The following is a 24,742-nucleotide window of genomic DNA, read 5'->3' as shown; positions in this document are numbered from 1 at the left end:
TGATTGGCCTGGAAAAGCCTATGGTGCGGTCGAGAAGACTCGAACTTCCACGGGTTGCCCCACAGCGACCTCAACGCTGCGCGTCTACCAATTCCGCCACGACCGCACGCCGTAGACTGCCGGTTCGACCGGCTCGGCGCGTGTAGCAAATCGAATACCTCAAAACAAGTGCGATGAGGGCATGCCAGTCGGCTTTTCCGCGCACGCGATTCAAACCCCATCCGGCAAAGCGCCTCGCCAAAGCGGCGGGTGGACGTAAGGAGTGTAAAGCGCCATATGTCGGTACGTCCGGAGTGTTTGCATGCTCGACCGACTGGCCAGTTCCACTTTCTTTGCCGCCGCCGGCTCGCCGCCCGTGGAGTGGGTCGTTGCACCCGGCCTGACACAGTACGAAACCGCCGTTGAAACGATGGAGCTGCTGGCCGCGGCAATCCATGCCGGCGAAGCGCGCGAACGGGTCTGGCTTGTCGAGCACCCGCCGCTTTACACCGCCGGCACCAGCGCAAAACCGGCCGACCTCGTCGATCCCGGTGCGTTTCCCGTTTTCGAAACCGGTCGCGGCGGCGAATACACCTATCACGGCCCCGGCCAGCGCGTGGCCTATGTTATGCTAGACCTCAAGCGACGGCGACAGGATGTACGTGCATTTGTCGGCGCGCTGGAAAGCTGGCTCATCGGCGCGCTCGACCGCGTCAATGTGCGCGGCGAAATCCGCAACGACCGGGTGGGTGTCTGGGTCGTCCGGCCGGACAAGCCGCCGCTACCTGGTGGTGCGGCTGCGGAAGACAAGATTGCCGCCATCGGCATTCGACTGCGGCGCTGGGTGAGCTTTCACGGCATCGCAATAAATATCGAGCCGGAACTGTCGCATTTCGGCGGCATCGTGCCGTGTGGCGTGCGCGAACACGGTGTCACCAGCCTGGTCGATCTCGGCCTGCCGATCACCATGCCGGAGTTCGACCAGCACCTGAAAGCGGCCTTCGAAGAGGTGTTCGGACCCGTGGCAGGCTGAACCGACAGGGAGTGAAAGCCATGCAACGCCTTTTCGTTTCGTTCGTCTGCGCCCTCACCCTTTGTGTTTCAACCAACGCCCCCGCCCAGCAGGCAGCGGACGCCGTTGCACCCGAAGCCGCCACCGGCAGCTCCACGCGGCAGATCGTTCGCGCCGAGCGGCAGATGGTGGCCGCCGCTCACCCGCTCGCAGCACAGGCTGGCGTCGAAATCTTGCGTGCCGGCGGCAGCGCCGCGGATGCATTGGTGGCGGTGCAGACGGTACTTGGACTTGTCGAGCCGCAATCCTCCGGGCTTGGCGGCGGTGCGTTTCTCGTCTGGTATGACGCCGCATACGGCACCGTGACCACTATCGACGGGCGCGAAACGGCGCCTGCCGCGGCTACGCCGGAGCTTTTTCTGGGCGCGAATGGCGAACCACTGAAGTTCTTCGATGCCGTGGTCGGCGGACGCTCGGTCGGTACGCCTGGCGTGGTTGCACTGATGGCGAAGATACATGACAGCCACGGCAAGCTTGCATGGGCCGAGGTACTTCAACCGGCCATCGAACTTGCCCGCCGCGGTTTCGCCGTCACGCCGCGCCTCAATGCGCTGATCGCCGGCGACCGTGAGCGGATCGTCGGCCAGGCGGCAGCCCGCGACTATTTTCTCGATGACGCCGGCGCTCCGCCGGCCGTGGGCGCGATCCTGAGCAACCCGGACTATGCGGAGACGCTTGCCGCGCTGGCGAGCGGTGGAGCCAAAGCTTTTTACGAGGGGCCGATCGCCGACCAGATCGTGGCGGCGGTTGCGGCACACCCGGCGAACCCTGGACTGCTCGCAGCGCCCGACCTTTCAGCCTACGAAGCGAAGGAGCGCTCAGCCGTCTGTCCGCCATATCGCGGTTACGAAGTCTGCGGCATGGGACCGCCCTCCTCCGGTGCGCTCACAATCGGCCAGATACTCGGCATGGTGTCGCATTTCGACATCGCAACGCTTGGACCGGACGATCCGGAAAGCTGGCGCATCATCGCAGACGCGACCCGCCTCGCTTTTGCCGACCGTGGCCGCTACATGGCCGACAGCGATTTCGTCGATCTGCCTGAAGGACTTCTCGATCCGGCGTATCTGAAGGACCGCGCAGCGCTGGTGCGGCGCCCTGATGCCCTGCACGGCGACGCAGTCGGCGCCGGCGAACCGCCATGGAAGAAAGCGGAACTCAGGATCGACGGGTTCAGCTTCGAAATGCTGTCGACATCGCATTTCACGATCATGGACAGCGCCGGCAACATTGCGTCCATGACAAGCTCGATCGAAAACGCGTTCGGCTCGCGCCAGATGGCGGCGGGCTTCCTGCTCAACAACCAGCTCACCGACTTCTCGTTCCGCCCGCAGTCGGACGGTGCGGATGTCGCGAACCGCGTCGAGCCCGGCAAACGGCCACGCTCGTCCATGTCACCGACCATCGTCCTGAAAGACGGCAAGCCGATATTTGCACTGGGGTCGCCCGGCGGCAGCGCCATCATCCCCTATGTCGCCAGGACCATCATCGCGCTGATCGACTGGAACATGGATATGCAGCAGGCGATTTCGCTGCCGCATCTGGCCAACCGTTTCGGCCGCTACGACATCGAGGCGGGCACACCCGCCGAAGCACTGGCGCCCGAACTCGAAGCGCTTGGGTATGAAGTCAGCATTCGAGACATGAACTCGGGCCTGCACGGTATCGCTATCACCGCAGACGGACTCGAGGGCGGCGCGGACCCGCGCCGCGAAGGCGTGGTGCTCGGCGACTAAGCGCGAGGGACGCTTTCACGCCTCAAAAATCAGATCGCGCCGAGCCACATCGCCATGATGAGCACAAAACCGCCGATGGACAAAAGGGAAGCCGCGTCCTGGATAAAATCGTCCATAACATCCTCCAAATCCTGTTATGTACGTATTTTGTTCTATTATTGTTCACTCGTCAAGCCACAAGCCGCCAGCGCACCGCGGCACGGTTTCGTTGGTAAACCGGACATTAACAGGCATCGAGTGGGCGGCCAGAGTCCCGCTGGCGGCATCCCTTCGGCAGCGACCCGACCTAGTGCGGTCAGGCTGGTTTGATCTTGCCCTCGGCGATTGTCACGCGGCGGTCCATGCGGGCAGCAAGATCGTAATTGTGGGTGACGATCAAGGCGGAAAGACCCGACTGCTGAACCAGCGCTTCCAGCGCATCGAACACGTAACCGGCGGTCTGCGGATCGAGATTGCCGGTCGGTTCGTCGGCCAGAAGCAGCAGAGGCGCATTCGCCACCGCGCGCGCAATCGCCACACGCTGCTGTTCGCCGCCTGACAATTCCGGCGGCCGATGATCGGCGCGGTGGCCGATCTTCATATAGTCCAGAAGCTGCGTCGCGCGTTCGGTTGCTTCGGCCTCGGTGAGGCCGCGCACCAGCTGGGGGATCATGATGTTTTCGAGCGCGGAGAATTCCGGCAGCAGGTGATGGAACTGGTAGACGAATCCGATCTGGTTGCGGCGGATCGCCGTTCGCTCATCATCCGAAAGGCGGCCGCAGGCTGTACCGCCGACGAAAACATCGCCGCCGTCAGGCTGTTCGAGCAGACCGGCCAGATGCAGCAGCGTCGATTTACCGGCGCCTGAGGGCGCTACCAGCGCCACCATCTCGCCTGGTTCGATGGCCAGATTGGCGTCGTCGAGCACGGCGAGCGTGCGCGCCCCCTGATGATAGTGGCGCTTTACGTCGCGAAGCTCCAGCGCGTGATTGGCGCTCATTCGTACCTCAGCGCGTCGACCGGATCGAGTTTCGCTGCCCGCCATGCCGGAAAGACGGTCGCGGCGAATGAAAGAAGCAGGGCCATCAGGATGACCATGACGGTCTCCGTTGAGTCCATTTTCGCCGGCAGCTGCGACAGGAAATAGAGCTCGGGGTTGAACAGCGTAGTGTCCGACAGCCAGGACAGAAACTGGCGGATGGATTCCACATTAAGGCACACAACCACACCAAGGATCACGCCGGCGATCGTGCCGGTGACACCGATCGCCGCCCCGGTCATCAGGAAAATGCGCAGAACCGAGCCGCTTGTGGCACCCATGGTGCGCAGGATCGCGATGTCGCGGCCCTTGTCCTTCACCAGCATGATCATGCCCGAAATGATGTTGAGCGCGGCCACCAGAACGATCAGCGTCAGGATCATGAACATCACATTGCGTTCCACCTGGAGCGCGGAGAAGAAGGTCTGGTTGCGCTGGCGCCAGTCAATTGAGAAGAGCTGACGCTGCGCGGCATCCGTGATCGTCGGTTGCAGGTCGGCGATGTCGTCAGGGTCGTCCACGAAAACCTCGATCGACTGCGCCACGCCCTCCTGATTGAAATAGAGCTGGGCCTCCTCAAACGGCATAAAGACGACCGAGCTGTCATATTCCGACATACCGATCTCGAAGATAGCGGTGACGGGATAAGACTTGACGCGCGGCGTGGTGCCGAATGGGGTTATGTCGCCGTCGGGCGTTACGATTGTGAGCGGGTCGCCAACGGTTAGGCCGAGATTGTCCGCCATGCGGGTGCCGATCGCCACACCCCCGCCCGCCGCGAAACCGACGAGTTCGCCGTGACGCACATTGTTCCAGACGAGCGTGATCTTTTCCAGGTCCTCCGCACGCACACCGCGCACCAGCGCACCGGTGCCGGGCCCTGTGCGCCCGGAAGCAAGCGCCTGACCTTCGATCAGCGGGATCGCGTAGCTCACGCCCTCGACCCCTTCGATACGTTTCGCGACCTCGGCATAGTCGTCCAGCGGCCGGTCGATCGGCTGCAGGATGAGATGGCCGTTGATGCCCAGGATGCGGGTCAGAAGTTCGGTCCGGAAACCGTTCATCACCGCCATGACGATGATCAGCGTTGCGACGCCGAGCATGATGCCGACAAAGGAGATCGAGGCGATAACCGAAATCACCGCCTCCTTGCGGCGCGAGCGCAGATAGCGCCAGGCCATCATGCGCTCGAAAGCCGAAAACGGCCCGGCGCCGGCTGCGGTTGCGGTTTCGCTCATCCGGCGTTCAGCCTTGCCACGACATTGGCGGCGGGCACGGTATCGCGCTCGCCGGTCGCCCGGTTCTTGATCTCGACCTCACCGGCCGCGGCACTGCGCGGCCCGACGATCACCTGCCACGGCAGGCCGATCAGGTCGGCGGTGGCAAATTTGCCGCCAGCGCGCTGGTCGGTGTCGTCGTAGAGCACGTCCATGCCCACGGCCTGAAGCGCGGCTTCCACCTCACCCGCAACGCGGTCGCAATCCGCGTCGCCCGGTTTCATATTGATGAGCGCCACGTCGAATGGGGCCACAGATGCCGGCCAGATAATGCCGTTGTCGTCATGGCTCGCCTCGATGATCGCAGCCACGAGCCGGCTCGGGCCGATGCCGTAGGAGCCCATGGAAACGAAATGTTCCTTGCCGTCGGGGCCGGTCACGCTCGCCTTCATCGGCTTGGAGTATTTGTCGCCGAAGTGAAAGATGTGGCCAACCTCGATGCCGCGCGCGGCGAGCCTGTCGCCGTCGGCGACTTTCGACCAGGCTTCCTCGTCATGCATTTCATCGGTGGCCGCATAGGGCGCGGTCCAGTCGCTGACGATCTTCGCAATCGTCGCGTCATCGCCGAAATTCACGTCCGCGCCCGGCACAGCGATATCCAGATAGTCGCGATGGCAGAAGACGGCGCTTTCGCCGGTGTCGGCAAGGATGATGAACTCGTGGCTGAGATCGCCGCCGATCGGGCCGGTCTCCGCACGCATCGGAATGGCTTTCATGCCGACGCGTTCGAAAGTGCGCAGATAGGCCACGAACATGCGGTTGTAGGCCGCCCTTGCGCCCTCGTAGTCGAGGTCGAAAGAATAGGCGTCCTTCATCAGGAATTCGCGGCTGCGCATGACGCCGAAGCGGGGGCGCACCTCGTCGCGGAACTTCCACTGGATGTGGTAGAGGTTGAGCGGCAAGTCGCGATACGATTTTACATAGGCACGGAAGATATCCGTCACCATCTCCTCGTTGGTCGGACCGTACAGCATATCGCGCTCGTGGCGGTCGGTGATGCGCAGCATCTCCTTGCCGTAGTCGTCGTAGCGATCGCTCTCGCGCCAAAGGTCGGCGGACTGGATCGTCGGCATCAGGATTTCCTGAGCGCCCGAACGGTCCTGCTCCTCGCGAATGATGCGGCACACCTTGTCGAGCACGCGCTTTCCAAGCGGCAGCCAGGAAAATGAACCTGCTGCCTGCTGGCGGATCATGCCGGCGCGCAGCATCAGCCGATGCGAAACGATTTCGGCCTCACGCGGAGTTTCTTTCAGGATGGGCAGGAAGTAGCGCGACAGTCGCATCGAATGTCCATGTGTGTGAAATTTCAGGCTCGAGAATCGCAGCAGGCGCGATCCAGGTGCATGCGCTTCATAGCTATTTCATGGCAGCATGGGAACCCGAACCCTTGCACGCACGAAGTGCCCGAACAGGAAGCAGAGATTGGAGAATAATTGTGCATTGCAGCACAGAAAGCTCATTCTGAAAGCAACATTTTTCGTGACTTTAGAAACGCTGTTGGTCTAGTGTTCCGCGCATAACGAGAGGGCGGAAAATCAATTCCGTTCCCATACGCGGTCAAAGTCTTGGGAGGATGCGATCCAGGCGCGATAACTCGCAGCCGCCATAAATGGAGAAGGATCGGACGCGTTTAACTGCAAGGCTTTATGCCTTGCATTTTTTTTGTGCAGTTGAAAGTTCGGTCCTGCAGCGCTCAGCGGGTCGGCGCGATACGCGGCAGGCTATCCAGCCCAAAATCGAATACGACGACCGCGACATAAAACAGCGCAAAAATCAGAGCCGAAACGATGGTGGTTCTGAGCAGAGCACGGGCGACATGCGGGCCGCGCGGTGCGCTCGGCACAGTCCCCAACGTGACGTCATGATCCTCGTCCTGCGTTTGCAAGCCGAAGGGCAGCGCCACGAAGAGCACCACCCACCAGATGATGAAATAGATGGCCACAGCCGAAATCCAGCTCATATCTGTTCAAGCTCCACCAGCGTGCCCTGAAAATCCTTCGGGTGCAGAAACAGAACCGGCTTGCCATGCGCACCGGTCTTCGGCTCGCCGTCGCCCAGCACACGGGCGCCTCCGGCCCTGAGCTGGTCGCGCGCCGCGATAATGTCATCCACTTCGTAGCAGATGTGGTGCATGCCGCCGGCAGAGTTGCGCTCCAGGAACGCAGCTATCGGCGAGCCCTCGCCCAGAGGCTCCAGCAGTTCGACCTTGGTGTTGGCGAGTTCCACGAACACCACCGTCACGCCATGTTCGGGCAAGGCCTGCGGGGCCGATACCGCTGCGCCAAGCCGATCGCGGTACGAGGCGACGGCAGCTTCGAGATCGGGGACGGCGATAGCGACGTGGTTGAGGCGTCCAAGCATGGTTGCTCCGGTTGAGCAGTGAGTGGTCAACAGTGAATGGTGAGCAGCAAGTCACCGAAGGCCCGACCGGCGGCCCCCGCGTCGTTTATGGCGCTATGCAGTGCACTGAACATCCATTCACAATTCACCGCGTAACAAAAACGGTTGCAATCGGCTTTTTGCCCCAGGCGTCATCGGAGGCATTGCGCACCGCGCGGCGAACCGCTTCGGCCACAAGATCGAGGTCCTTGCGCCTCGCACGCGGTATGCTGTTCACCGCGCTTTCCGCCGCTTCGATCATGATATCTTCAAGGTCGACCCCCGCCTCATCCGCCTTGGCGACGCCGATTGCCACGAGATCCGGTTCGTCGGCGAGTTCATAACGGTCGTCGAGAATGACATTCACCGATACATGACCTGCGAACGAAAGCTTGCGCCTTTCGCGCACGCCCATCGCCTCTTCCGATCCGATCAGGTCGCCGTCCTTGTAAATGCGGCCGAATGGGACCTGGTCGATGATCTCGGGCGCGCCCGGCGCCAGCCGCAGCATATCTCCGTTGCGCACCTGCGCGACATTGGGGACACCGCTGGTCGCAGCCAGCGAACCCTGTGCGACCAGATGGGCCGCCTCGCCATGCACGGGGACGACGATATCCGGCCGCGTCCATTCATACATACGTTTGAGTTCATTCCGGCGCGGATGGCCGGACACATGCACCAGCGCATCGTCATCCTCGATAACGCGGATGCCCATCTCGATCAGCCCGTTCTTGACCGCCAGGATCGCCTTTTCGTTTCCCGGGATCACACGCGATGAATAGATCACCGTGTCGCCCGCGGTCAGCGCCAGATCGCGCATCTCCTCACGTGCGAGCTTGGCGAGGGCGGCGCGCGACTCGCCCTGGCTGCCCGTGCAAATGATCGTCATCTCATCGCGCGGGATGTAACCGTAATCCTCCTCCGACACGAATGGCGGCAGACCATCGAGGTAACCCAGTTCGCCGGCGACATCGATGACACGTTTCATCGAACGGCCCAGAACCAGCACCTTGCGGCCGGCATCGCGCGCAGCTTCCGCGATTGAACGAATGCGACCGACATTGGAAGAGAAAGTGGTGATCGCAACGCGACCCTCGGCTTCCTCAATCAGCTTGCGCAAGGAACGGCCGACTGCTTCTTCCGAGGGCGATTCACCGTCGCGCATGGCGTTGGTGGAATCGCACATCAGCGCCAGCACGCCCGCATCGCCGAGCTGCTTGAAGCGATGCTCGTCGATAAGCGGACCTATCTCGGGCTCCGGATCGATCTTCCAGTCGCCAGTATGGATCACCGTGCCCAGCGGCGAGGTGATGGCCAGCGAAACCGGTTCGGGGATGGAATGCGTAACCGCGACCGCTTCGACCTGGAACGGACCGACCTGGAAGGTTTCGCCCGCATTGTAGATCTTCACCGGAATATCGGGCGCGCCGCGCTCACCCTGGCGTTTGGCCTCCAGCAGGCCGGCCGTGAAGGGCGTCATCCAGGTTTCGACCTTGAGGCGCGGCCAAAGCGCCAGCAGCGCGCCGTAATGATCTTCATGCGCGTGCGTGATCACCATGCCGCGCAGATTCTCCAGCTCTTCCTCGATGAAGCGGATGTCGGGAAGCACCAGATCGACGCCCGGCAGCGTGGCATCGGGAAACGTCACACCGCAATCGACGATGATCCATTCGCGCTTGTTTGGCGGGCCGAATCCATAAAGGGCGAAGTTCATGCCGATTTCGCCGACGCCGCCGAGCGGACAAAAGACCAGTTCTGCTTCTTTGTTCTTGCCTGCCATGATCCCGCTTTAACCTGCCGCGCCTGCCGAAGCCACCGCGCCGAAATGAACATCGCCTGCCGCAATGCGGTGGGTCCGCCCTGCCCGGTCGCGCACAACGAGCCGGCACTCATTGTCGATAGTCTCGAATGTGCCGCGAAGTATGTCGCCATGCAATCGCACCGCGACTTCCGAGCCTACACCTGCCGCCCTTTTCAGCCAGCGATCCCGGATCACCTGCAGGCCGCGGCCCGAATTCCAGCCGCGCATATTGTCGACCCAGGCATCCGACAAAGCCAGAAAAAGCTCTGCGGCGGTGCTGCGTCCGCCCAGTTCCGAAATCGAGGTCGCCGGATATGGTGTGTCGGAGGGATGGCCCACCACATTGACACCTATACCGATCGCGAGAGCGTAGCGGCCATCGGACAACCGGCCGGATTCCAGCAGGATACCCGCCATCTTGGCGCCTTTTGCCAACACGTCGTTGGGCCATTTCAGCTCGAAGCGCGGGCTGCGTGCACCTCCCGTGCCGCCGGCCCCGTCAATACCTATGGCAACATCGGCTTCGGGCGCGACCGCGTCCAGCGCATCGCCCAATGCCAGGCCGGCCACAAAACCCAGTGTGGAAGACATACTCAGATCTTCGATACCGGTGAGAAGCAGCGTTGCGGCGAGATTGCCCTTGGGCGTCGCCCAGGCCCGGCCGCGCCTGCCGCGACCGCTCTCCTGACAGTCGGATACTAGCCAGAGTTTGCCAGCGTCGCCTTCTGCGGCGCGTTCCAGCGCAAGCGCATTGGTTGAGCCGACCGTTTCAAAAGCCTCCAGGCGGTAGCCCTCAGCTTCGGCGGTTGGCGCGAGCCTGAAATCCATCAGCTAGAAATAGGTCGCCGCGGCAGCTTCCGCCATCTGCGCGATCGGTGCACCGATGAAGACGTAGAACAGGACGAAGGCACCGGAAGCCGCCAGCACCAGGCGCAGTTCGCCCGCCATCGGCACAAAGCCACCCACCGGCTCGTCGAACCACATCAGCTTGATGATGCGCAGGTAGTAGAACGCCCCCACGACCGAAGCCAGAACGCCGATGACGGCAAGCGCATAAAGGCCGGAGTCGATGGCAGCCAGGAAGACGTACCATTTCGCCCAGAATCCGGCGAGCGGCGGAATGCCGGCCAGCGAAAACATCAGCACCGTCAGCACCGTCGCCATCACCGGATTGGTGCTCGATAGGCCTGCCAGATCTTCGATATCCTCGACCATGCCTTCCTTGCGGCGCATGGCGAGGATGAAGGCAAAGGTGCCGAGCGTCATGATCATGTAGATCAGCATGTAGATGACGACGCCGCGCACGCCTGCCTCGGAATTGGCGGCAAGGCCGACCAGCGCGAAGCCCATGTGGCCGATCGAGGAGTAGGCCATCAGCCGCTTGATGTTACGCTGGCCGATGGCCGCAAATGCGCCCAGCAGCATCGAGGCGATCGAAACGAATACGATGATCTGCTGCCAGTCGGCGGAAATAGGCTCGAACGCGCCCATGACAACGCGCACCAGCAGCGCCATCGCGGCCATTTTGGGCGCGGCTGCGAAGAAGGCCGTCACAGGCGTCGGCGCGCCTTCGTAAACATCCGGCGTCCACATATGGAACGGCACGGCCGAAATCTTGAAGGCAAGTCCGGCCAGTACGAAGACGAGGCCGAAGACCAGACCGAGCTGGCGCTCGCCGCCTGCGAGCTGCCCCGCTATCGCATCGAACCCGGTCGCTCCGGTGTAGCCGTAGACCAAGGAAACGCCGTAGAGCAGCATGCCCGACGACAACGCGCCCAGAACAAAGTACTTCAGCCCGGCTTCGGTAGAGCGGACATTGTCCCGGTTGATCGCCGCCACGACATAGAGGGCCAGAGACTGCAGCTCGAGGCCGAGATAAAGCGCGATCATGTCGTTGGCCGAAATCATCAGCATCATGCCCAGCGTCGCCAGCATGATCAGGATCGGGTACTCGAAACGGTCGAACTTTTCCTCGCGTGCGAACCCGACCGACATGGCAAGCGTGACCAGCGAGCCGATCAGCGTGACGATCTTCATGAACCGCGCGAAGGGATCGTTCACGAACGCACCGCCGAATGCCTCGCCATCGGCGGGGAAAAACAGCATCCAGGCACCGATCGCGGCTAGAAGTGCGACGGTAAGACCTGTCACCGTGTTGTTGGCGCGCTCACCGGAAAAAACGCCGATCATAAGCAGCGCCATGGCGCCGACGGCCAGAATGAGCTCCGGCGTTGCGAGTGTGAGGCTGGCGGAAAGTTCGGGCGTCATAACCGTTGTGAGCCTTCCTAATGGCCGGCTGGCGCCGCCGCATCAGCGACGTCGAGCGACAATGTGAGACTGTTGACCAGCGCGTCCACGGAAGCCGCGGTCGCGTCGAGGATCGGCGCGGGATAAACGCCGAAGAAGATGACCAGTACGACCAGCGGGTAGATCACGGCACGCTCGCGCGGGTTGAGGTCGAGCAGGTTCTTCAGGCTGTCCTTGGTGAGTGCGCCGAAGACCACGCGCCGGTAAAGCCAAAGCGCATAGGCGGCGGACAATATGACGCCGGTGGTTGCAAACAGCGCGACCCAGGTGTTGACCTTGAACACCGCCAGCAGCGTCAGGAACTCACCGACGAAGCCGCTCGTGCCCGGCAAGCCGACATTGGCCATCGTGAAGATCAGGAACACGACGGCGTATTTCGGCATGTTGTTGACGAGCCCGCCATAGGCCGCGATCTCGCGGGTGTGCATACGGTCGTAGATAACTCCGACACACAGGAACAGGGCGCCGGAAACCAGCCCGTGCGACAGCATCTGGTAGATGCCGCCCTGGATGCCTTCGATGTTCATCGCGAAGATGCCCATCGTTACGTAGCCCATATGGGCGACAGAGGAATAGGCGATCAGCTTCTTGATGTCTTCCTGCATCAGCGCCACCAGCGAGGTGTAGATGATGGCGATAATGGAAAGCGCGAACACCAGCGGCTGGAAATAAAGCGAGGCGTCCGGGAACATCGGCAGCGAGAACCGCAGGAAGCCGTAACCACCCATCTTCAGCAGGATGCCGGCCAGGATGACCGAGCCCGCCGTCGGCGCCTCGACATGCGCGTCCGGCAGCCAGGTGTGAACCGGCCACATAGGCATCTTCACCGCAAACGAGGCGAAGAAGGCAAGCCAGAGCCATTGCTGCATGCCGGCCGGGAAGTCGTGTCCCAGAAGTGTCGGGATATCCATCGTGCCGGCCTGCCAGTACATCGCCATGATGGCGAGCAGCATCAGGACCGAGCCGAGCAGCGTGTAGAGGAAGAACTTGAAGCTGGCATAAATGCGCCGCTTGCCGCCCCAGACACCGATGATGAGGAACATCGGGATCAGCCCGGCTTCGAAGAAGACGTAGAACAGCACCAGGTCGAGCGCGCAGAACACGCCGATCATCAGCGTTTCCAGGATCAGAAACGCAATCATGTATTCCTTGACGCGTTTCTCCACCGATTCCCACGACGCCAGGATGCAGAGCGGCATCAGGAAGGTCGTGAGGATGACGAACAGCATGGAAATGCCGTCGACGCCCATATGGTAGGAGATGCCGCTGTCGAGCCATTCCACCCGTTCCACAAACTGGAAACCGGGGTCGGAATTGTCGAAACCGATCCAGATGAAGAGCGACAGAACGAAGGTGAAGACCGTCGTGAGCAGCGCGACGTTGCGAATGTTGCGCCGCGCCGACCGGCCGTCGTCCCGGATCAGAAGGATCAGGAACGCACCGACAAGCGGCAGAAAGGTGACAGTGGAAAGGAAGGGCCAGCCGGACATTAGTTGGCGCCTCCAAGCATCATCCAGGTCACGAGGGCTGCCACACCGATCAGCATGGCGAATGCGTAATGATAAAGATATCCGCTCTGCAGCTTCACGACGCGCTGGGTGACGTCGATCACGCGGGAGGAAACCCCGTCAGGGCCGAAGCCGTCGATCAGCCAGCCATCGCCCTTCTTCCATAGGAAGTGGCCAAGGCGTTTCGCGGGCCGCACAAACAGGAAGTCGTAGAGCTCGTCGAAATACCACTTGTTGAGCAAGAAGAGGTAAAGGCCGCGGTGACGCTCTGCCAGTGCCTTGGGCGTGTTGGGCGAGCGGATGTAGAAATGCCAGGCTGTGAAGAAGCCGAGCAGCATCGCAACAAGCGGCGACAGCTTCACCCACATCGGTACTTCATGGAACTCGTGCAGGATATGATTGTCGGGCAACGTGAACAGCGCGCCTTTCCAGAAGTGGTCGTATTCGTGGCCGATGAACCAGTCGTGGAACAGGAAACCGGCAGCCAGCGCACCAACGGCGAGCACGAACAGCGGCACCAGCATCACCGGAGGCGATTCATGCACGTGGTGCATCACGTCCGCGGTGGCACGCGGCTTGCCGTGGAAGGTCATGAAGATCAGGCGCCAGGAGTAGAAGCTGGTGAACACCGCAGCTATCACCAGCGCCGCGAAGGCAAAGCCCGCCAGTGCATTGTGACCCACGAACGCCCCCTCGATGATCGCGTCCTTGGAGAAAAAGCCGGCGGTGCCGATCACGGTTGCGGGGATACCCACCCCGGTCAGTGCGATCGTGCCTATGACCATCATCCAGTAGGTGGTCGGGATGAGCTTGCGCAGCCCACCCATCTTGCGCATGTCCTGCTCGTCGGAGACGGCATGGATCACCGAACCCGAACCGAGGAACAGCAGCGCCTTGAAGAAGGCATGCGTGAACAGATGGAAGATCGCGGCGGAATAGAAGCCGAGGCCGATCGCCACGAACATGTAACCCAGCTGCGAGCAGGTCGAATAGGCGATCACGCGCTTGATGTCGTTCTGAACCAAACCGACGGTCGCGGCGAAAAATGCCGTCAGCGCGCCGATGAATGTCACCACCAGAAGTGCCACATGCGCCAGCTCGAACAGCGGCGAAAGACGCGCCAGCATGAACACGCCGGCGGTCACCATCGTCGCGGCGTGGATCAGGGCAGAGACCGGTGTCGGGCCTTCCATCGCGTCCGGCAGCCAGGTGTGCAGCGGCACCTGTGCCGACTTGCCCATCGCCCCCATGAAGAGCAGCAGGCACACGATGTTGAGCGCCGCATGCGGGTCGAGCGCGTAGCCGAGGAAGTTGAGGGCGACATCGCCGTGGTCGGCACCCTCGACCGGCAGGAATGTCGCCGCATTGGCGAACACCGTATCGAGGTTGATCGAGCCGAACAGCACGAAGACACCGAAAATGCCGAGCGCGAAACCGAAATCGCCGACCCGGTTGACCACGAAGGCCTTGATCGCCGCCGCGTTGGCCGAAGGTTTCTTGTACCAGAAACCGATCAGCAGATAGGAGGCGAGGCCGACGCCCTCCCAGCCGAAGAACATCTGGACCAAATTGTTCGACGTCACCAGCATCAGCATGGCGAAGGTGAACAACGACAGATAGGCGAAGAAGCGCGGCCGGTGCGGGTCGTGGTGCATGTAGCCGATAGAATAGACGTGGACCAGCGCCGAAACGGTGTTGACGACGACGAGCATAACGACCGTCAGCGTGTCGATCCTGAGCGACCAGTCGGACTGGAGCGCGCCGGATTCGATGAAGCGCAGCATCGGGACCGTGAAGGCTTCGCCATCGCCCATCGCGACCGCAAAAAAGGCGATCCAGGACAATACCGCCGAGACGATCAGCAGGCCGGTGGTGACATATTCCGACGCCTTTGCGCCGATCGAGCGGCCGAACAGGCCGGCAATCAGAAAGCCGACAAGCGGCAGGAAGACGATGGCTTGATACATAAGGTCCGCCCGCTCAGCCCTTCATCATGTTGACGTCTTCGACCGCGATCGAGCCGCGGTTGCGGAAGAACACGACCAGAATGGCCAGGCCGATTGCTGCTTCGGCCGCCGCAACGGTAAGCACGAACAGCGCAAAGACCTGCCCTACCAGATCGCCCAGCACGGCCGAGAAGGCCACGAAGTTTATGTTGACCGCGAGCAGGATCAGCTCGATCGACATCAGGATGACGATGACGTTTTTCCGGTTCAGGAAGATGCCGAACACGCCCAGCGTGAACAGCACGGCTGACAGCGTGAGATAGTGGCCGATGCCGACTTCCATCGTCATATCCCCTTGTCCGATTCGACCTTGCGGATCTCGATCGCAGTGGCCGGTGTGCGCGCCACCTGCGCCGGGATCGACTGGCGCTTGACGCCTTCCTTGTGGCGCAGCGTCAGCACGATGGCGCCAATCATGGCCACCAGCAGCACCAGGCCCGCGATCTGGAAGAAGTAAATGTATTCCGTATAGAGAATGTCGCCCAGCGCTGCCGTGTTGTGCCTGTCGGCCAGATCCGGCGTCGGTTGCGCGATAACGGTGCCGAGTTCAGGCGAAAACACATAGCCGCCGGCAACGATGATCAGCTCCGCAGCAAGCACGATGCCGACCAAAGCGCCAATCGGCGCATAGTGCAGCGCGCCGCTTTTCAGCTCGGCGAAATCGACATCCAGCATCATCACGACGAACAGGAACAGCACCGCGACCGCGCCGACATAGACAACGAGCATGATCATCGCCAGGAACTCGGCGCCCGTCAGCAGGAACAGCGCAGCAGCGTTGAAGAAGGTCAGGATGAGATAAAGCACCGAATGCACGGGATTGCGCGCGGCAATCACCATGAATGCCGACGCCACCGCCACAAAGGCGAACAGGTAGAAGAAGATCGCTTCCAGTCCTGTCAGCATGGGTACCCCGTTCTCCTTTGAAGGGTCTCTGCCCCTCAGGCTGCCTGAAGCCGCGTGTCTCTTAGACGAGCGACTTTTGCCCGTCCACTTTCAATTCGTCCCCGTCCCCGCCTTAGCGGTACGGCGCGTCGAGCGCGATGTTGCGCGCCAGTTCGCGCTCCCAGCGATCGCCGTTCGCCAAGAGCTTGTCCTTGTCGTAATAGAGTTCTTCGCGGGTCTCCGCGGCGAACTCGAAATTCGGGCCTTCGACGATCGCGTCGACCGGACAGGCTTCCTGGCAGAAGCCGCAATAAATGCACTTCACCATGTCGATGTCGTAGCGCACCGTGCGGCGCGTGCCGTCATTGCGCCGCGGCCCGGCCTCGATGGTGATCGACTGGGCGGGGCAGATCGCCTCGCACAGCTTGCAGGCGATGCAGCGCTCCTCGCCGTTGGGATAACGGCGCAGCGCATGCTCGCCGCGAAAGCGCGGGCTCACCGGCCCCTTCTCGAAGGGATAGTTCACGGTATGCTTGGGCGCGAAAAACTGGCGCATCGAGAGGAAGAACGCGCCAACGAACTCCTTCAGGATGAGCGATTTTGCAGCTTGGGCGATAGCAGACATCGTTCAGCCTCCAAAATCCTGATTTACGGTCCAGCGCATCATGCGGCTCCCACAAGCTTGAGCACGGCTGCCGTCGCGACGACCATGAACAGCGAGAGCGGCAGGAAAACCTTCCAGCCAAGGCGCATCAGCTGGTCATAGCGGTAGCGCGGCACAAACGCCTTCACCATGGAGATCATGAAGAAGACGGCGGTCACTTTGAGCACGAACCAGACGACGCCCGGCACCCAGTTCAGGAACCAGACATCCACCGGCGGCAGCCAGCCGCCAAGGAACAGGATCGTCGTCAGCGCACACATCAGCAGAATCGCGATGTATTCGCCCAGCATGTAGAGCATGTAAGGCGTGGACGAATACTCGATCATATGGCCGGCGACGAGTTCGGACTCCGCCTCCACAAGATCGAAGGGCGGGCGGTTGGTCTCGGCAAGCGCGGATATGAAGAACACCACGAACATCGGGAACAGCGCCAGCCAATGCCAGTCGAGGAACGAGTTCGGCAGGCCCATCATGGTGCCCAGGCCATCGCCCTGCGCGAGCACGATGTCGGTCAGGTTGAGCGAACCGACCGCAAGCAGAACAGTCACGATAACGAAGCCGATTGACACCTCGTAGGAGACCATCTGCGCAGCCGAGCGCAGCGCGCCCAGGAACGGGTATTTCGAGTTGGAGGCCCAGCCGCCCATGATGACGCCGTAGACCTCAAGCGAGGCGATGGCGAAGATGAACAGGATGCCGACATTGATGTCGGCAATCGCCCAGCCCTCGGCGACCGGAATCACGGCCCAGGTTGCCAGCGCCAGCAGCGCCGAAACCATCGGAGCAAGCAGGAACACGCCCTTGTTGGCGCCGGATGGTATGACCGGCTCCTTGAAGACGAATTTGAGCAGGTCGGCGAAGGACTGCAGCAACCCCCAGGGACCGACAACATTGGGCCCGCGGCGCAGTTGCACCGCCGCCCAGACCTTGCGGTCGGCATAGAGAATGAACGCCGTGAAAACGAGCAGCACGACCAGCAGCAGCAACGACTGCCCAACGACGATGATGAGCGGCAGCAGATAGGTGGTGAAGAAGTCCATCGTCCGGTCCTATTCCGCCGCTTGCTTGAACCCGCCGCGCGCCAGTGCGGAGCACTCCGCCATTACGGCGGAAGCGCGTGCGATCGGGTTTGTCATGTAGAAGTCCGTCACCGCCGAAACGAATGGCGCCTTGTTGAGCCGGCCGCCCTGTTTCGCCAACGCGGAAATCGCGCTTGCATCGCCCGGTTCGATCTCGTCGAGCCGCGCAAGATGCGGGTACTCGCCATAAAGTGCGGCCCGCAATTGCTGCAGCGAATCGAATGGCAGCTTATGGCCGAGAACATCGGACAGCGCCCTGAGGATCGCCCAGTCTTCCTTGCCCTCGCCCGGCGCGAAACCGGCGCGATTGGTCATCTGCACGCGGCCTTCCGTATTGACGTAAGTGCCTGACTTTTCGGTGTAAGTCGCGCCCGGCAGGATTACGTCTGCACGGTGTGCTCCGGCATCGCCATGGCTGCCGACATAGACGGTGAATGCGTCGCCGATCTTGCCCATGTCGAATTCGTCTGCACCGAGCAGGAAGAGCACGTCGAGCGCACCCATCATGGCCGAAGCATCCTTGCCGCCGGCGCCGGGAACAAAGCCGATGTCGAGGCCGCCAACGCGCGCTGCCGCCGTATGCAGAACGCCAAAGCCGTTCCAGTCGCCCTTTACCGTGCCTGTTGCTTCCGCCAGCTTCGCGGCGAGGCCGAGAATCGCGGCACCGTCGGTGCGGGCCAGCGCCCCCTGCCCGACGATGATCATCGGGCGCTTGGCGCGCTTCAGAACGGAGGCGAATTTGTGCTTGCCGTCGGCAAGTTCCTTCAGCGTTTCCGTGCCGGCGCCCAACACTTCATGGTCGTAGCGCAGGTCGCCCATGTCGCCGATCACGCCGACCGGGAAATCGCCCATGCGCCAGCGCTTGCGGATGCGGGCATTCAGCACGGACGCTTCGAAGCGCGGATTTGCGCCCACGATCAGCAGCGCATCGGCATCTTCGATGCCGTCGATCGTCGGGTTGAAGATGTAACTTGCCCGCCCGGCCGACGGATCAAGTGCCGCGCCATCCTGGCGGCAGTCGATATTGGCCGACCCAAGCGACTCCATCAGCTGCTTGAGCGCGAACATCTCCTCGACGGTCGCCATGTCGCCAGCGATAGCGCCAATCTTGTCGCCGCTGGTCTTGGCAACCGCGTCCCTGATCGCGGCAAAGGCTTCAGGCCAGCTAGCAGGCACCAGCTTGCCGCGGCGGCGGATATAAGGCCGGTCGAGGCGCTGCGTGCGCAGGCCATCCCAGATGAAACGCGTCTTGTCGGAGATCCACTCCTCGTTCACCTGCTCGTTGATACGCGGCAGAATGCGCATCACTTCGCGGCCGCGCGTGTCGACGCGGATCGAGGAGCCGACAGCGTCCATCACGTCGATCGATTCGGTCTTCGACAGCTCCCACGGGCGTGCCTGGAAGGCATAAGGACGCGAGGTCAGCGCGCCGACCGGGCAAAGGTCGATGACATTGCCCTGCAGCTCCGAGGTCATCGCCTGTTCGAGATAGGTGGTGATCTCGGCGTCCTCGCCGCGGCCGATCAGGCCGAGTTCGGAAATGCCGGCAACTTCGGTGGTGAAGCGGACGCAGCGGGTGCAGTGGATGCAGCGCGTCATGATCGTCTTGACCAGCGGACCGATATATTTGTCTTCCACCGCGCGCTTGTTTTCCTGGTAGCGTGAGGCATCGACGCCGAAGGCCATTGCCTGGTCCTGGAGATCGCACTCGCCGCCCTGATCGCAGATCGGGCAATCCAGCGGATGGTTGATCAGCAGGAACTCCATCACGCCTTCGCGGGCCTTCTTGACCATCGGCGTGTTGGTGAAAACCTCCGGCGGCTCGCCATTGGGTCCGGGGCGCAGATCGCGCACGCCCATGGCGCAGGAGGCCGCAGGCTTGGGCGGGCCGCCCTTCACTTCGACCAGACACATGCGGCAGTTGCCGGCGATCGACAGCCGCTCGTGGAAACAGAAACGCGGCACCTCCGCGCCCGCCTCCTCCGCCGCCTGCAGCAGCGTGTAGTGGTCGGGTACTTCGATCTCTTTGCCGTCGACCTTGAGCTTAGCCATTCCTGCTTATCCCCGTGCGCCGTGCGATGTCTCGCGCAGCGCGCCTATCAAATAATTCCCGGTCATGACGCATCCGAACCGCCGGTGAACTTCGCGGCCTGGCCCAGCCAGTCGTCGCGCGTGATGCGGCCCTTGAACGACAGATAGTCCTCGATCCAGTCGATCTCGGCTGAAGAAAGGTCCGCGACGCGCCGATAGGTCCAGATTCCGAGGCTGTTCAGAACCTGCTCGAGCTTGGGGCCCACGCCGGTGATCAGCTTCAAATCGTCGGGTTTGTCCGGCCGCGCTTCGGCTTTCGGTTGAGCCGATACCGCGTCGCCGACCTTCTCGGCCACCGCCGGCCTGGCATTTTCAGCCGTGACATTCCGCGCGGGCTGTCTGGCCGCCGGGCGCGATACTTCTTCCGCCAGCGACTTCGCATCGGCAATGAGCGTCTCGGTCGCCTCGCGCACGCGCTTGGCGGCTTCGTTGTCCAGCTTGTCGTTGCCAGCCAGCGGCGCGGAGGCCAGGCGATGCCAGTTTTCCGCTGCGCCCGCCCATGCGCCGAGCCACAGCCCGGTTGCCTGGCTCGTAGCGCCGAGACCGAGCGCGGCAGAGGCACTCATCATCGCAGCCGGATGCGCCAACAGATTGAACGCACCGACCATCTCCTGCGGCATGATGGCGGCAAGGCTTTTGCCCGCGCGCACCCACTGCTGCTCGGCCGCCTGCATGTGCCGGATCATCTCTTCGGTATGGCGTAAGTCTGCCATCGCGCTACTCCGCCGCCACCAGAGCGGGTTCGGCCCGGTGCGCATTGCGAGTGAATTCGTCGATGCGGCGCTCGATCTCGGGACGGAAATGCCGAATCAGCCCCTGGATCGGCCATGCAGCTGCATCGCCCAACGCACAGATCGTGTGGCCTTCGACCTGCTTGGTCACGTCGAGCAGCATATCGATCTCGTGCTTGTGTGCCTCGCCGCGCACCAGACGCTCCATCACGCGCCACATCCAGCCGGTGCCTTCACGGCACGGCGTGCACTGGCCGCAGCTTTCGTGCTTGTAGAAATAGGAGAGCCGCGCGATCGCCTTCACGATGTCGGTGGACTTGTCCATGACGATTACGGCGGCGGTGCCAAGACCGGATTTCAGGTCGCGCAGGCCGTCGAAGTCCATCGGCGCATCGATGATCTCATGCGCGGGCACCAGCGGCACTGACGCGCCGCCCGGAATAACGGCCAGAAGATTGTCCCAGCCGCCGCGAATGCCGCCGCAATGCGTCTCGATCAGCTCACGGAAGGAGATCGACATCGCCTCCTCCACCGTGCACGGCGTTTCGACATGGCCGGAAATACAGAAGAGCTTGGTGCCCTTGTTGTTGTCGCGGCCGAACGAGGCAAACCAGCCCGCACCACGACGCAAAATGGTCGGCGCGACGGCGATCGATTCGACATTGTTCACGGTCGTCGGGCAGCCATAGAGGCCAACATTGGCCGGGAATGGCGGTTTCAGGCGCGGCTGGCCCTTCTTGCCCTCCAGGCTTTCCAGAAGTGCCGTTTCCTCGCCGCAGATATAGGCGCCGGCTCCGTGGTGGACGATGATCTCGAAGTCGTAGCCGTTCTTGTTGTTCTTGCCGATCAGCTTGGCTTCATAGGCCTCGTCGACAGCGCGCTGCAGCGCCTCGCGCTCGCGGATGAACTCGCCGCGCACATAGATGTAAGCGGCTTCCGCGCCCATTGCGAAACCGGCGACAAGGCAGCCTTCGACCAGCGTGTGCGGGTCGTGGCGCATGATGTCGCGGTCCTTGCAGGTGCCTGGCTCGGACTCGTCCGCATTGACGACCAGATAACAAGGGCGGTCGGCCTGCTTGGGCATGAACGACCATTTGAGACCGGTCGGGAAGCCGGCGCCGCCACGGCCACGCAGGCCCGACGCCTTCATCTCGTTGATGATCCAGTCGCGGCCCTTGCCGAGCAGCGCTTTGGTGTTGTCCCAGTGGCCGCGCTTCATCGCGCCGGCCAGCGAGCGGTCGAACTGGCCGTAGATATTGTTGAAGATGCGGTCCTTGTCCTGAAGCATCCCCACCTCCTATCGCGGCTTCTTGCCGAAGACGCGGACATATTCGGCCTCACCGCCCTTGGCGAGCGCCTTGGCCTGTTTGACCCAGTCATCGCGTTCGATGCGGCCATGGAATTTCAGATAGCCGTCCACCCATTCGCGCTCGGCTTTCTTCCATTTCGCAACTTGCGCGAAGGTGTAGATGCCGAGTTCGTGCAGAATGCCCTCGATCTTGGGACCGACACCCGAGATCAGCTTTAGATCGTCAGGCTTCGCGGGTTTCTTGATGCCGGCCGGGCGGTTCTTGTCCTCAAGTGCCGCAGCTTTCGCCGGTGCGGCGGCTTTCGTTGACGGAGCGGCCTTGCCGGCGCTCGCCTTCCTGGCCGCAGGCGACTTGATTGCCGGCGCCGTTTCGATCGCCGCCGTCTTCGGCTTGGCTGCGTTGGACGGCGGTACCTTGGCGGCTTTCGACTTCGCTGCGGCTGTCTTCTTGGGCGCGGCAGCGGCGCGCGCACGGCCGGCCTTGGTGAGCGCCTTTTCGTCGGTGAGCGAGGTCAGGCCGCCTTCAGGCGCCGAATAAATACGGTTGACCTGCGGTCCGGGCGTCACTTTGGCGCCTTTGCCGGCCTCGAACGCATCGATGATCTCCTCGAGGCGTTCGGGCGTCAGATCCTCGTAAGTGTCCTTGAACACCATCACCATCGGCGCGTTCACACAGGCACCGAGACACTCGACCTCTTCCCATGACAGCGTGCCGGCCTCGTTGGTATGGAACTGCTCGGGATGGATCTTGCTGCGGCACACATCCATCAGCGCTTCGGAGCCACGCAACATGCACGGCGTCGTGCCGCAGACCTGAATATGCGCCTTCGTTCCGACCGGGTTCAGCTGGTACTGGGTGTAGAAAGTCGCGACTTCCAGCACCCGGATGAGCGGCATCTCAAGCATATCGGCGACATGCTCTATTGCGGCCTGGGTAACCCAGCCGTCCTGCTCCTGCGCCCGCATCAGAAGCGGGATCACAGCCGATTGCTGGCGACCCTTGGGGTACTTGTTGATCGTCTTTTTGGCCCAGGCCGCGTTCGCCCTGGAAAAGGCGAAACTGGCTGGCTGAAGGGCTGGCTCTGCGAGGCGGCGTACTGACATGGTCTAACGATCTACCTCACCGAAGACGATATCCAGGGATCCGAGGATGGCGGTCACGTCCGCCAGCATGTGCTTGCGGCACAGGAAGTCCATCGCCTGCAGATGCGCGAAACCGGGCGCGCGTAGCTTGCAGCGATAGGGTTTGTTGGTACCGTCGGAAACGAGATAGACGCCGAATTCGCCTTTCGGCGCTTCGACGGCGGCATAAACCTCGCCTTCGGGAACATGATAGCCCTCGGTATAGAGCTTGAAGTGGTGGATGAGCGCTTCCATGGAGCGTTTCATCTCGCCGCGCTTGGGCGGCACAACCTTGCCGTCGGCGTTGGAGACCGGGCCCGTCCGCTCCTTGCCGAGCAGACGCTCCACGCACTGGCGCATGATCGAGGCCGACTGTCGCATCTCTTCCATGCGTATGAGATAACGGTCGTAACAATCGCCGTTCTTGCCGATCGGAATATCGAATTCCATCTCGCGGTAGCACTCGTAGGGCTGCGACTTGCGCAGGTCCCAGGCAGCACCCGAACCGCGCACCATGACGCCCGAAAAGCCCCAGGCCCAGGCATCGTCCAGCGACACGACACCGATATCGGCGTTGCGCTGCTTGAAGATGCGGTTGCCGGTGAGAAGATTGTCGAGGTCTTCTACGGTCTGAAGGAACGGGTCGATCCAGTTGCCGATGTCTTCGACGAGTTGGTCCGGCAGATCCTGATGCACTCCGCCCGGCCGGAAATAGGCCGCATGCATGCGTGCGCCGCAGGCCCGCTCGTAAAACACCATCAGCTTTTCGCGCTCCTCGAAACCCCACAGCGGCGGGGTGAGCGCGCCGACGTCGAGCGCCTGCGTGGTGATGTTGAGCAGATGGTTCAGGATGCGGCCGATTTCGGAATAAAGTACCCGGATCAGCTGGCCGCGGATCGGCACGTCGATGCCGAGCAAACGCTCGACGGCGAGAGCGAAAGCATGCTCCTGATTCATCGGTGCGACATAGTCGAGCCGATCGAAATAGGGCACCGCCTGCAGATAGGTCTTGGCCTCGATCAGCTTTTCGGTACCGCGGTGAAGCAGCCCGATATGCGGATCGACACGCTCGACAACTTCGCCGTCCAGCTCCAGAACCAGGCGCAACACGCCATGCGCCGCAGGATGTTGCGGCCCGAAATTGATATTGAAGTTGCGGACGTTGTGTTCGGTCACTGCTTCGCCTTCTCGTCGCCCGGAAGTACGTAATCCGTGCCCTCCCAGGGGGAGAGGAAATCGAAATTGCGGAACTCCTGCTTCAGTTCCACCGGCTCGTAGACAACGCGCTTCAGCTCGTCGTCGTAGCGAACCTCGACAAAACCGGTGAGCGGGAAATCCTTGCGCAGCGGATGCCCCTCGAAGCCGTAGTCGGTCAGAATACGGCGCAGGTCAGGGTGGCCGGTGAACAGAATGCCGTACATGTCGTAAGCCTCGCGCTCGAACCAATCGGCGCCGGGAAACACACCCGTTGCTGACGGCACGGGCGTATCCTCGTCCGTCATCACCCGCACGCGGATGCGCTGGTTCTGGCGTGGCGACAACAGGTGATAGACGACATCGAAGCGGCGCGCGCGGGACGGGTAATCCGCACCCGACAGGTCAACGAACGAAATGAACTGGCACTGCACGTCGTCGCGCAGGAAGCCAAGAACCTCGATGATATCGCCGCTTTCCACTTCGAGCGTGAGCTCGCCATAGGCGATCGCCGTGTCCTGAACCTTGGAGTCCAGTTTTTCGCCGATGTAAGAGGCCAGGTCTTTGAGTGCTTCGTCAGACAT

The 24,742-nt window shown here is 62.1% G+C and carries 22 protein-coding genes and 1 tRNA gene; 2 read left to right on the top strand and 21 right to left on the bottom strand.

The annotated features are described in order from the left end of the window. Nucleotides 1-21: 21 nt before the first annotated feature. Nucleotides 22-106: transfer RNA gene (locus EP165_RS16965), tRNA-Leu, on the bottom strand. 195 nt (nucleotides 107-301) lie between these two features. On the opposite strand from EP165_RS16965, the gene lipB reads away from it, so the two are divergent. Both lipB and ggt read left to right on the top strand, forming a co-directional pair. Then, nucleotides 302-1,012, top strand: coding sequence for a lipoyl(octanoyl) transferase LipB (gene lipB / locus EP165_RS16960; protein ID WP_127524008.1), 711 nt, complete (start codon nucleotides 302-304; stop codon nucleotides 1,010-1,012). Nucleotides 1,013-1,032: 20 nt separating this feature from the next. Next, entirely contained in the window at nucleotides 1,033-2,787 is a 1,755-nt protein-coding gene (gene ggt / locus EP165_RS16955; RefSeq protein WP_127524007.1) for a gamma-glutamyltransferase, read from the top strand. Nucleotides 2,788-3,082: 295 nt separating this feature from the next. On the opposite strand, the gene EP165_RS16950 is transcribed toward ggt, so the two are convergent. From EP165_RS16950 to EP165_RS16855, 20 genes are all read right to left on the bottom strand, one after another. Then, nucleotides 3,083-3,766, bottom strand: a complete 684-nt coding sequence (locus EP165_RS16950; protein ID WP_127524006.1) for an ABC transporter ATP-binding protein — start codon at nucleotides 3,764-3,766, stop codon at nucleotides 3,083-3,085. Then, the gene (locus tag EP165_RS16945) at nucleotides 3,763-5,043 is read right to left on the bottom strand and encodes a lipoprotein-releasing ABC transporter permease subunit (RefSeq protein WP_127524005.1); all 1,281 of its coding nucleotides are present in this window, start codon (nucleotides 5,041-5,043) and stop codon (nucleotides 3,763-3,765) included. Before EP165_RS16945 ends, EP165_RS16950 begins: the two co-directional genes overlap by 4 nt. Beyond that, complete coding sequence (gene proS, locus EP165_RS16940; RefSeq protein ID WP_127524004.1) at nucleotides 5,040-6,365, bottom strand: proline--tRNA ligase; 1,326 nt, start codon at nucleotides 6,363-6,365, stop codon at nucleotides 5,040-5,042. Before proS ends, EP165_RS16945 begins: the two co-directional genes overlap by 4 nt. 410 nt (nucleotides 6,366-6,775) lie before the next feature. Continuing rightward, nucleotides 6,776-7,042 (bottom strand): DUF1467 family protein, encoded by a 267-nt coding sequence (locus EP165_RS16935; RefSeq protein WP_127524003.1) that lies wholly within the window; start codon nucleotides 7,040-7,042, stop codon nucleotides 6,776-6,778. After that, nucleotides 7,039-7,443, bottom strand: coding sequence for a methylmalonyl-CoA epimerase (gene mce, locus EP165_RS16930; RefSeq protein ID WP_127524002.1), 405 nt, complete (start codon nucleotides 7,441-7,443; stop codon nucleotides 7,039-7,041). The genes EP165_RS16935 and mce overlap by 4 nt, the downstream gene beginning before the upstream one ends. A gap of 124 nt (nucleotides 7,444-7,567) precedes the next feature. Continuing rightward, the gene (locus tag EP165_RS16925; RefSeq protein ID WP_127524001.1) at nucleotides 7,568-9,241 is read right to left on the bottom strand and encodes a ribonuclease J; all 1,674 of its coding nucleotides are present in this window, start codon (nucleotides 9,239-9,241) and stop codon (nucleotides 7,568-7,570) included. 9 nt (nucleotides 9,242-9,250) lie between these two features. Beyond that, a complete protein-coding gene (locus EP165_RS16920) occupies nucleotides 9,251-10,090 on the bottom strand; it encodes a biotin--[acetyl-CoA-carboxylase] ligase (RefSeq protein ID WP_127524000.1) in 840 nt (279 codons plus the stop codon). Between the two features lie 3 nt (nucleotides 10,091-10,093). Then, on the bottom strand, nucleotides 10,094-11,530 hold the full coding sequence (gene nuoN, locus EP165_RS16915; protein ID WP_127523999.1) for an NADH-quinone oxidoreductase subunit NuoN: 1,437 nt from the start codon (nucleotides 11,528-11,530) through the stop codon (nucleotides 10,094-10,096). 17 nt (nucleotides 11,531-11,547) lie between these two features. Further along, entirely contained in the window at nucleotides 11,548-13,059 is a 1,512-nt protein-coding gene (locus EP165_RS16910; protein ID WP_127523998.1) for an NADH-quinone oxidoreductase subunit M, read from the bottom strand. Then, a complete protein-coding gene (gene nuoL / locus EP165_RS16905; protein WP_127523997.1) occupies nucleotides 13,059-15,044 on the bottom strand; it encodes an NADH-quinone oxidoreductase subunit L in 1,986 nt (661 codons plus the stop codon). The genes EP165_RS16910 and nuoL overlap by 1 nt, the downstream gene beginning before the upstream one ends. A gap of 13 nt (nucleotides 15,045-15,057) precedes the next feature. Continuing rightward, a complete protein-coding gene (nuoK, locus tag EP165_RS16900; protein ID WP_127524048.1) occupies nucleotides 15,058-15,366 on the bottom strand; it encodes an NADH-quinone oxidoreductase subunit NuoK in 309 nt (102 codons plus the stop codon). 2 nt (nucleotides 15,367-15,368) lie between these two features. Next, complete coding sequence (locus tag EP165_RS16895) at nucleotides 15,369-15,989, bottom strand: NADH-quinone oxidoreductase subunit J (protein WP_127523996.1); 621 nt, start codon at nucleotides 15,987-15,989, stop codon at nucleotides 15,369-15,371. A gap of 112 nt (nucleotides 15,990-16,101) precedes the next feature. Then, nucleotides 16,102-16,593 (bottom strand): NADH-quinone oxidoreductase subunit NuoI, encoded by a 492-nt coding sequence (gene nuoI / locus EP165_RS16890; protein ID WP_127523995.1) that lies wholly within the window; start codon nucleotides 16,591-16,593, stop codon nucleotides 16,102-16,104. A gap of 38 nt (nucleotides 16,594-16,631) precedes the next feature. Beyond that, on the bottom strand, nucleotides 16,632-17,672 hold the full coding sequence (gene nuoH, locus EP165_RS16885; RefSeq protein WP_127523994.1) for an NADH-quinone oxidoreductase subunit NuoH: 1,041 nt from the start codon (nucleotides 17,670-17,672) through the stop codon (nucleotides 16,632-16,634). Between the two features lie 9 nt (nucleotides 17,673-17,681). Continuing rightward, complete coding sequence (nuoG, locus tag EP165_RS16880; protein ID WP_127523993.1) at nucleotides 17,682-19,763, bottom strand: NADH-quinone oxidoreductase subunit NuoG; 2,082 nt, start codon at nucleotides 19,761-19,763, stop codon at nucleotides 17,682-17,684. Between the two features lie 62 nt (nucleotides 19,764-19,825). Continuing rightward, complete coding sequence (locus tag EP165_RS16875; protein WP_245440194.1) at nucleotides 19,826-20,515, bottom strand: helix-hairpin-helix domain-containing protein; 690 nt, start codon at nucleotides 20,513-20,515, stop codon at nucleotides 19,826-19,828. 4 nt (nucleotides 20,516-20,519) lie between these two features. Further along, nucleotides 20,520-21,821 (bottom strand): NADH-quinone oxidoreductase subunit NuoF, encoded by a 1,302-nt coding sequence (gene nuoF, locus EP165_RS16870; RefSeq protein ID WP_127523992.1) that lies wholly within the window; start codon nucleotides 21,819-21,821, stop codon nucleotides 20,520-20,522. Between the two features lie 9 nt (nucleotides 21,822-21,830). After that, complete coding sequence (locus tag EP165_RS16865; protein ID WP_127523991.1) at nucleotides 21,831-22,946, bottom strand: NADH-quinone oxidoreductase subunit E; 1,116 nt, start codon at nucleotides 22,944-22,946, stop codon at nucleotides 21,831-21,833. A gap of 3 nt (nucleotides 22,947-22,949) precedes the next feature. After that, nucleotides 22,950-24,140 carry an NADH-quinone oxidoreductase subunit D gene (locus EP165_RS16860; protein ID WP_127523990.1) on the bottom strand — a complete coding sequence of 397 codons (1,191 nt, stop codon included), beginning with the start codon at nucleotides 24,138-24,140 and terminating at the stop codon, nucleotides 22,950-22,952. Continuing rightward, complete coding sequence (locus EP165_RS16855; protein ID WP_127523989.1) at nucleotides 24,137-24,742, bottom strand: NADH-quinone oxidoreductase subunit C; 606 nt, start codon at nucleotides 24,740-24,742, stop codon at nucleotides 24,137-24,139. Before EP165_RS16855 ends, EP165_RS16860 begins: the two co-directional genes overlap by 4 nt.

The organism is Mesorhizobium sp. Z1-4 (assembly GCF_004000235.1).
GTDB lineage: Bacteria > Pseudomonadota > Alphaproteobacteria > Rhizobiales > Rhizobiaceae > RCIO01.
Note: the sequence above shows the minus strand (reverse complement) of the source record. Positions and strands in the feature narration are given on the sequence as shown.

Bases quoted from the DNA above. Each gene is read 5' to 3' on its own strand.
- lipB (WP_127524008.1), top strand. From the start codon at position 302: ATGCTCGACCGACTGGCCAGTTCCACTTTCTTTGCCGCCGCCGGCTCG.
- ggt (WP_127524007.1), top strand. From the start codon at position 1,033: ATGCAACGCCTTTTCGTTTCGTTCGTCTGCGCCCTCACCCTTTGTGTT.
- EP165_RS16950 (WP_127524006.1), bottom strand. From the start codon at position 3,766: ATGAGCGCCAATCACGCGCTGGAGCTTCGCGACGTAAAGCGCCACTAT.
- EP165_RS16945 (WP_127524005.1), bottom strand. From the start codon at position 5,043: ATGAGCGAAACCGCAACCGCAGCCGGCGCCGGGCCGTTTTCGGCTTTC.
- proS (WP_127524004.1), bottom strand. From the start codon at position 6,365: ATGCGACTGTCGCGCTACTTCCTGCCCATCCTGAAAGAAACTCCGCGT.
- EP165_RS16935 (WP_127524003.1), bottom strand. From the start codon at position 7,042: ATGAGCTGGATTTCGGCTGTGGCCATCTATTTCATCATCTGGTGGGTG.
- mce (WP_127524002.1), bottom strand. From the start codon at position 7,443: ATGCTTGGACGCCTCAACCACGTCGCTATCGCCGTCCCCGATCTCGAA.
- EP165_RS16925 (WP_127524001.1), bottom strand. From the start codon at position 9,241: ATGGCAGGCAAGAACAAAGAAGCAGAACTGGTCTTTTGTCCGCTCGGC.
- EP165_RS16920 (WP_127524000.1), bottom strand. From the start codon at position 10,090: ATGGATTTCAGGCTCGCGCCAACCGCCGAAGCTGAGGGCTACCGCCTG.
- nuoN (WP_127523999.1), bottom strand. From the start codon at position 11,530: ATGACGCCCGAACTTTCCGCCAGCCTCACACTCGCAACGCCGGAGCTC.
- EP165_RS16910 (WP_127523998.1), bottom strand. From the start codon at position 13,059: ATGTCCGGCTGGCCCTTCCTTTCCACTGTCACCTTTCTGCCGCTTGTC.
- nuoL (WP_127523997.1), bottom strand. From the start codon at position 15,044: ATGTATCAAGCCATCGTCTTCCTGCCGCTTGTCGGCTTTCTGATTGCC.
- nuoK (WP_127524048.1), bottom strand. From the start codon at position 15,366: ATGGAAGTCGGCATCGGCCACTATCTCACGCTGTCAGCCGTGCTGTTC.
- EP165_RS16895 (WP_127523996.1), bottom strand. From the start codon at position 15,989: ATGCTGACAGGACTGGAAGCGATCTTCTTCTACCTGTTCGCCTTTGTG.
- nuoI (WP_127523995.1), bottom strand. From the start codon at position 16,593: ATGTCTGCTATCGCCCAAGCTGCAAAATCGCTCATCCTGAAGGAGTTC.
- nuoH (WP_127523994.1), bottom strand. From the start codon at position 17,672: ATGGACTTCTTCACCACCTATCTGCTGCCGCTCATCATCGTCGTTGGG.
- nuoG (WP_127523993.1), bottom strand. From the start codon at position 19,763: ATGGCTAAGCTCAAGGTCGACGGCAAAGAGATCGAAGTACCCGACCAC.
- EP165_RS16875 (WP_245440194.1), bottom strand. From the start codon at position 20,515: ATGGCAGACTTACGCCATACCGAAGAGATGATCCGGCACATGCAGGCG.
- nuoF (WP_127523992.1), bottom strand. From the start codon at position 21,821: ATGCTTCAGGACAAGGACCGCATCTTCAACAATATCTACGGCCAGTTC.
- EP165_RS16865 (WP_127523991.1), bottom strand. From the start codon at position 22,946: ATGTCAGTACGCCGCCTCGCAGAGCCAGCCCTTCAGCCAGCCAGTTTC.
- EP165_RS16855 (WP_127523989.1), bottom strand. From the start codon at position 24,742: ATGTCTGACGAAGCACTCAAAGACCTGGCCTCTTACATCGGCGAAAAA.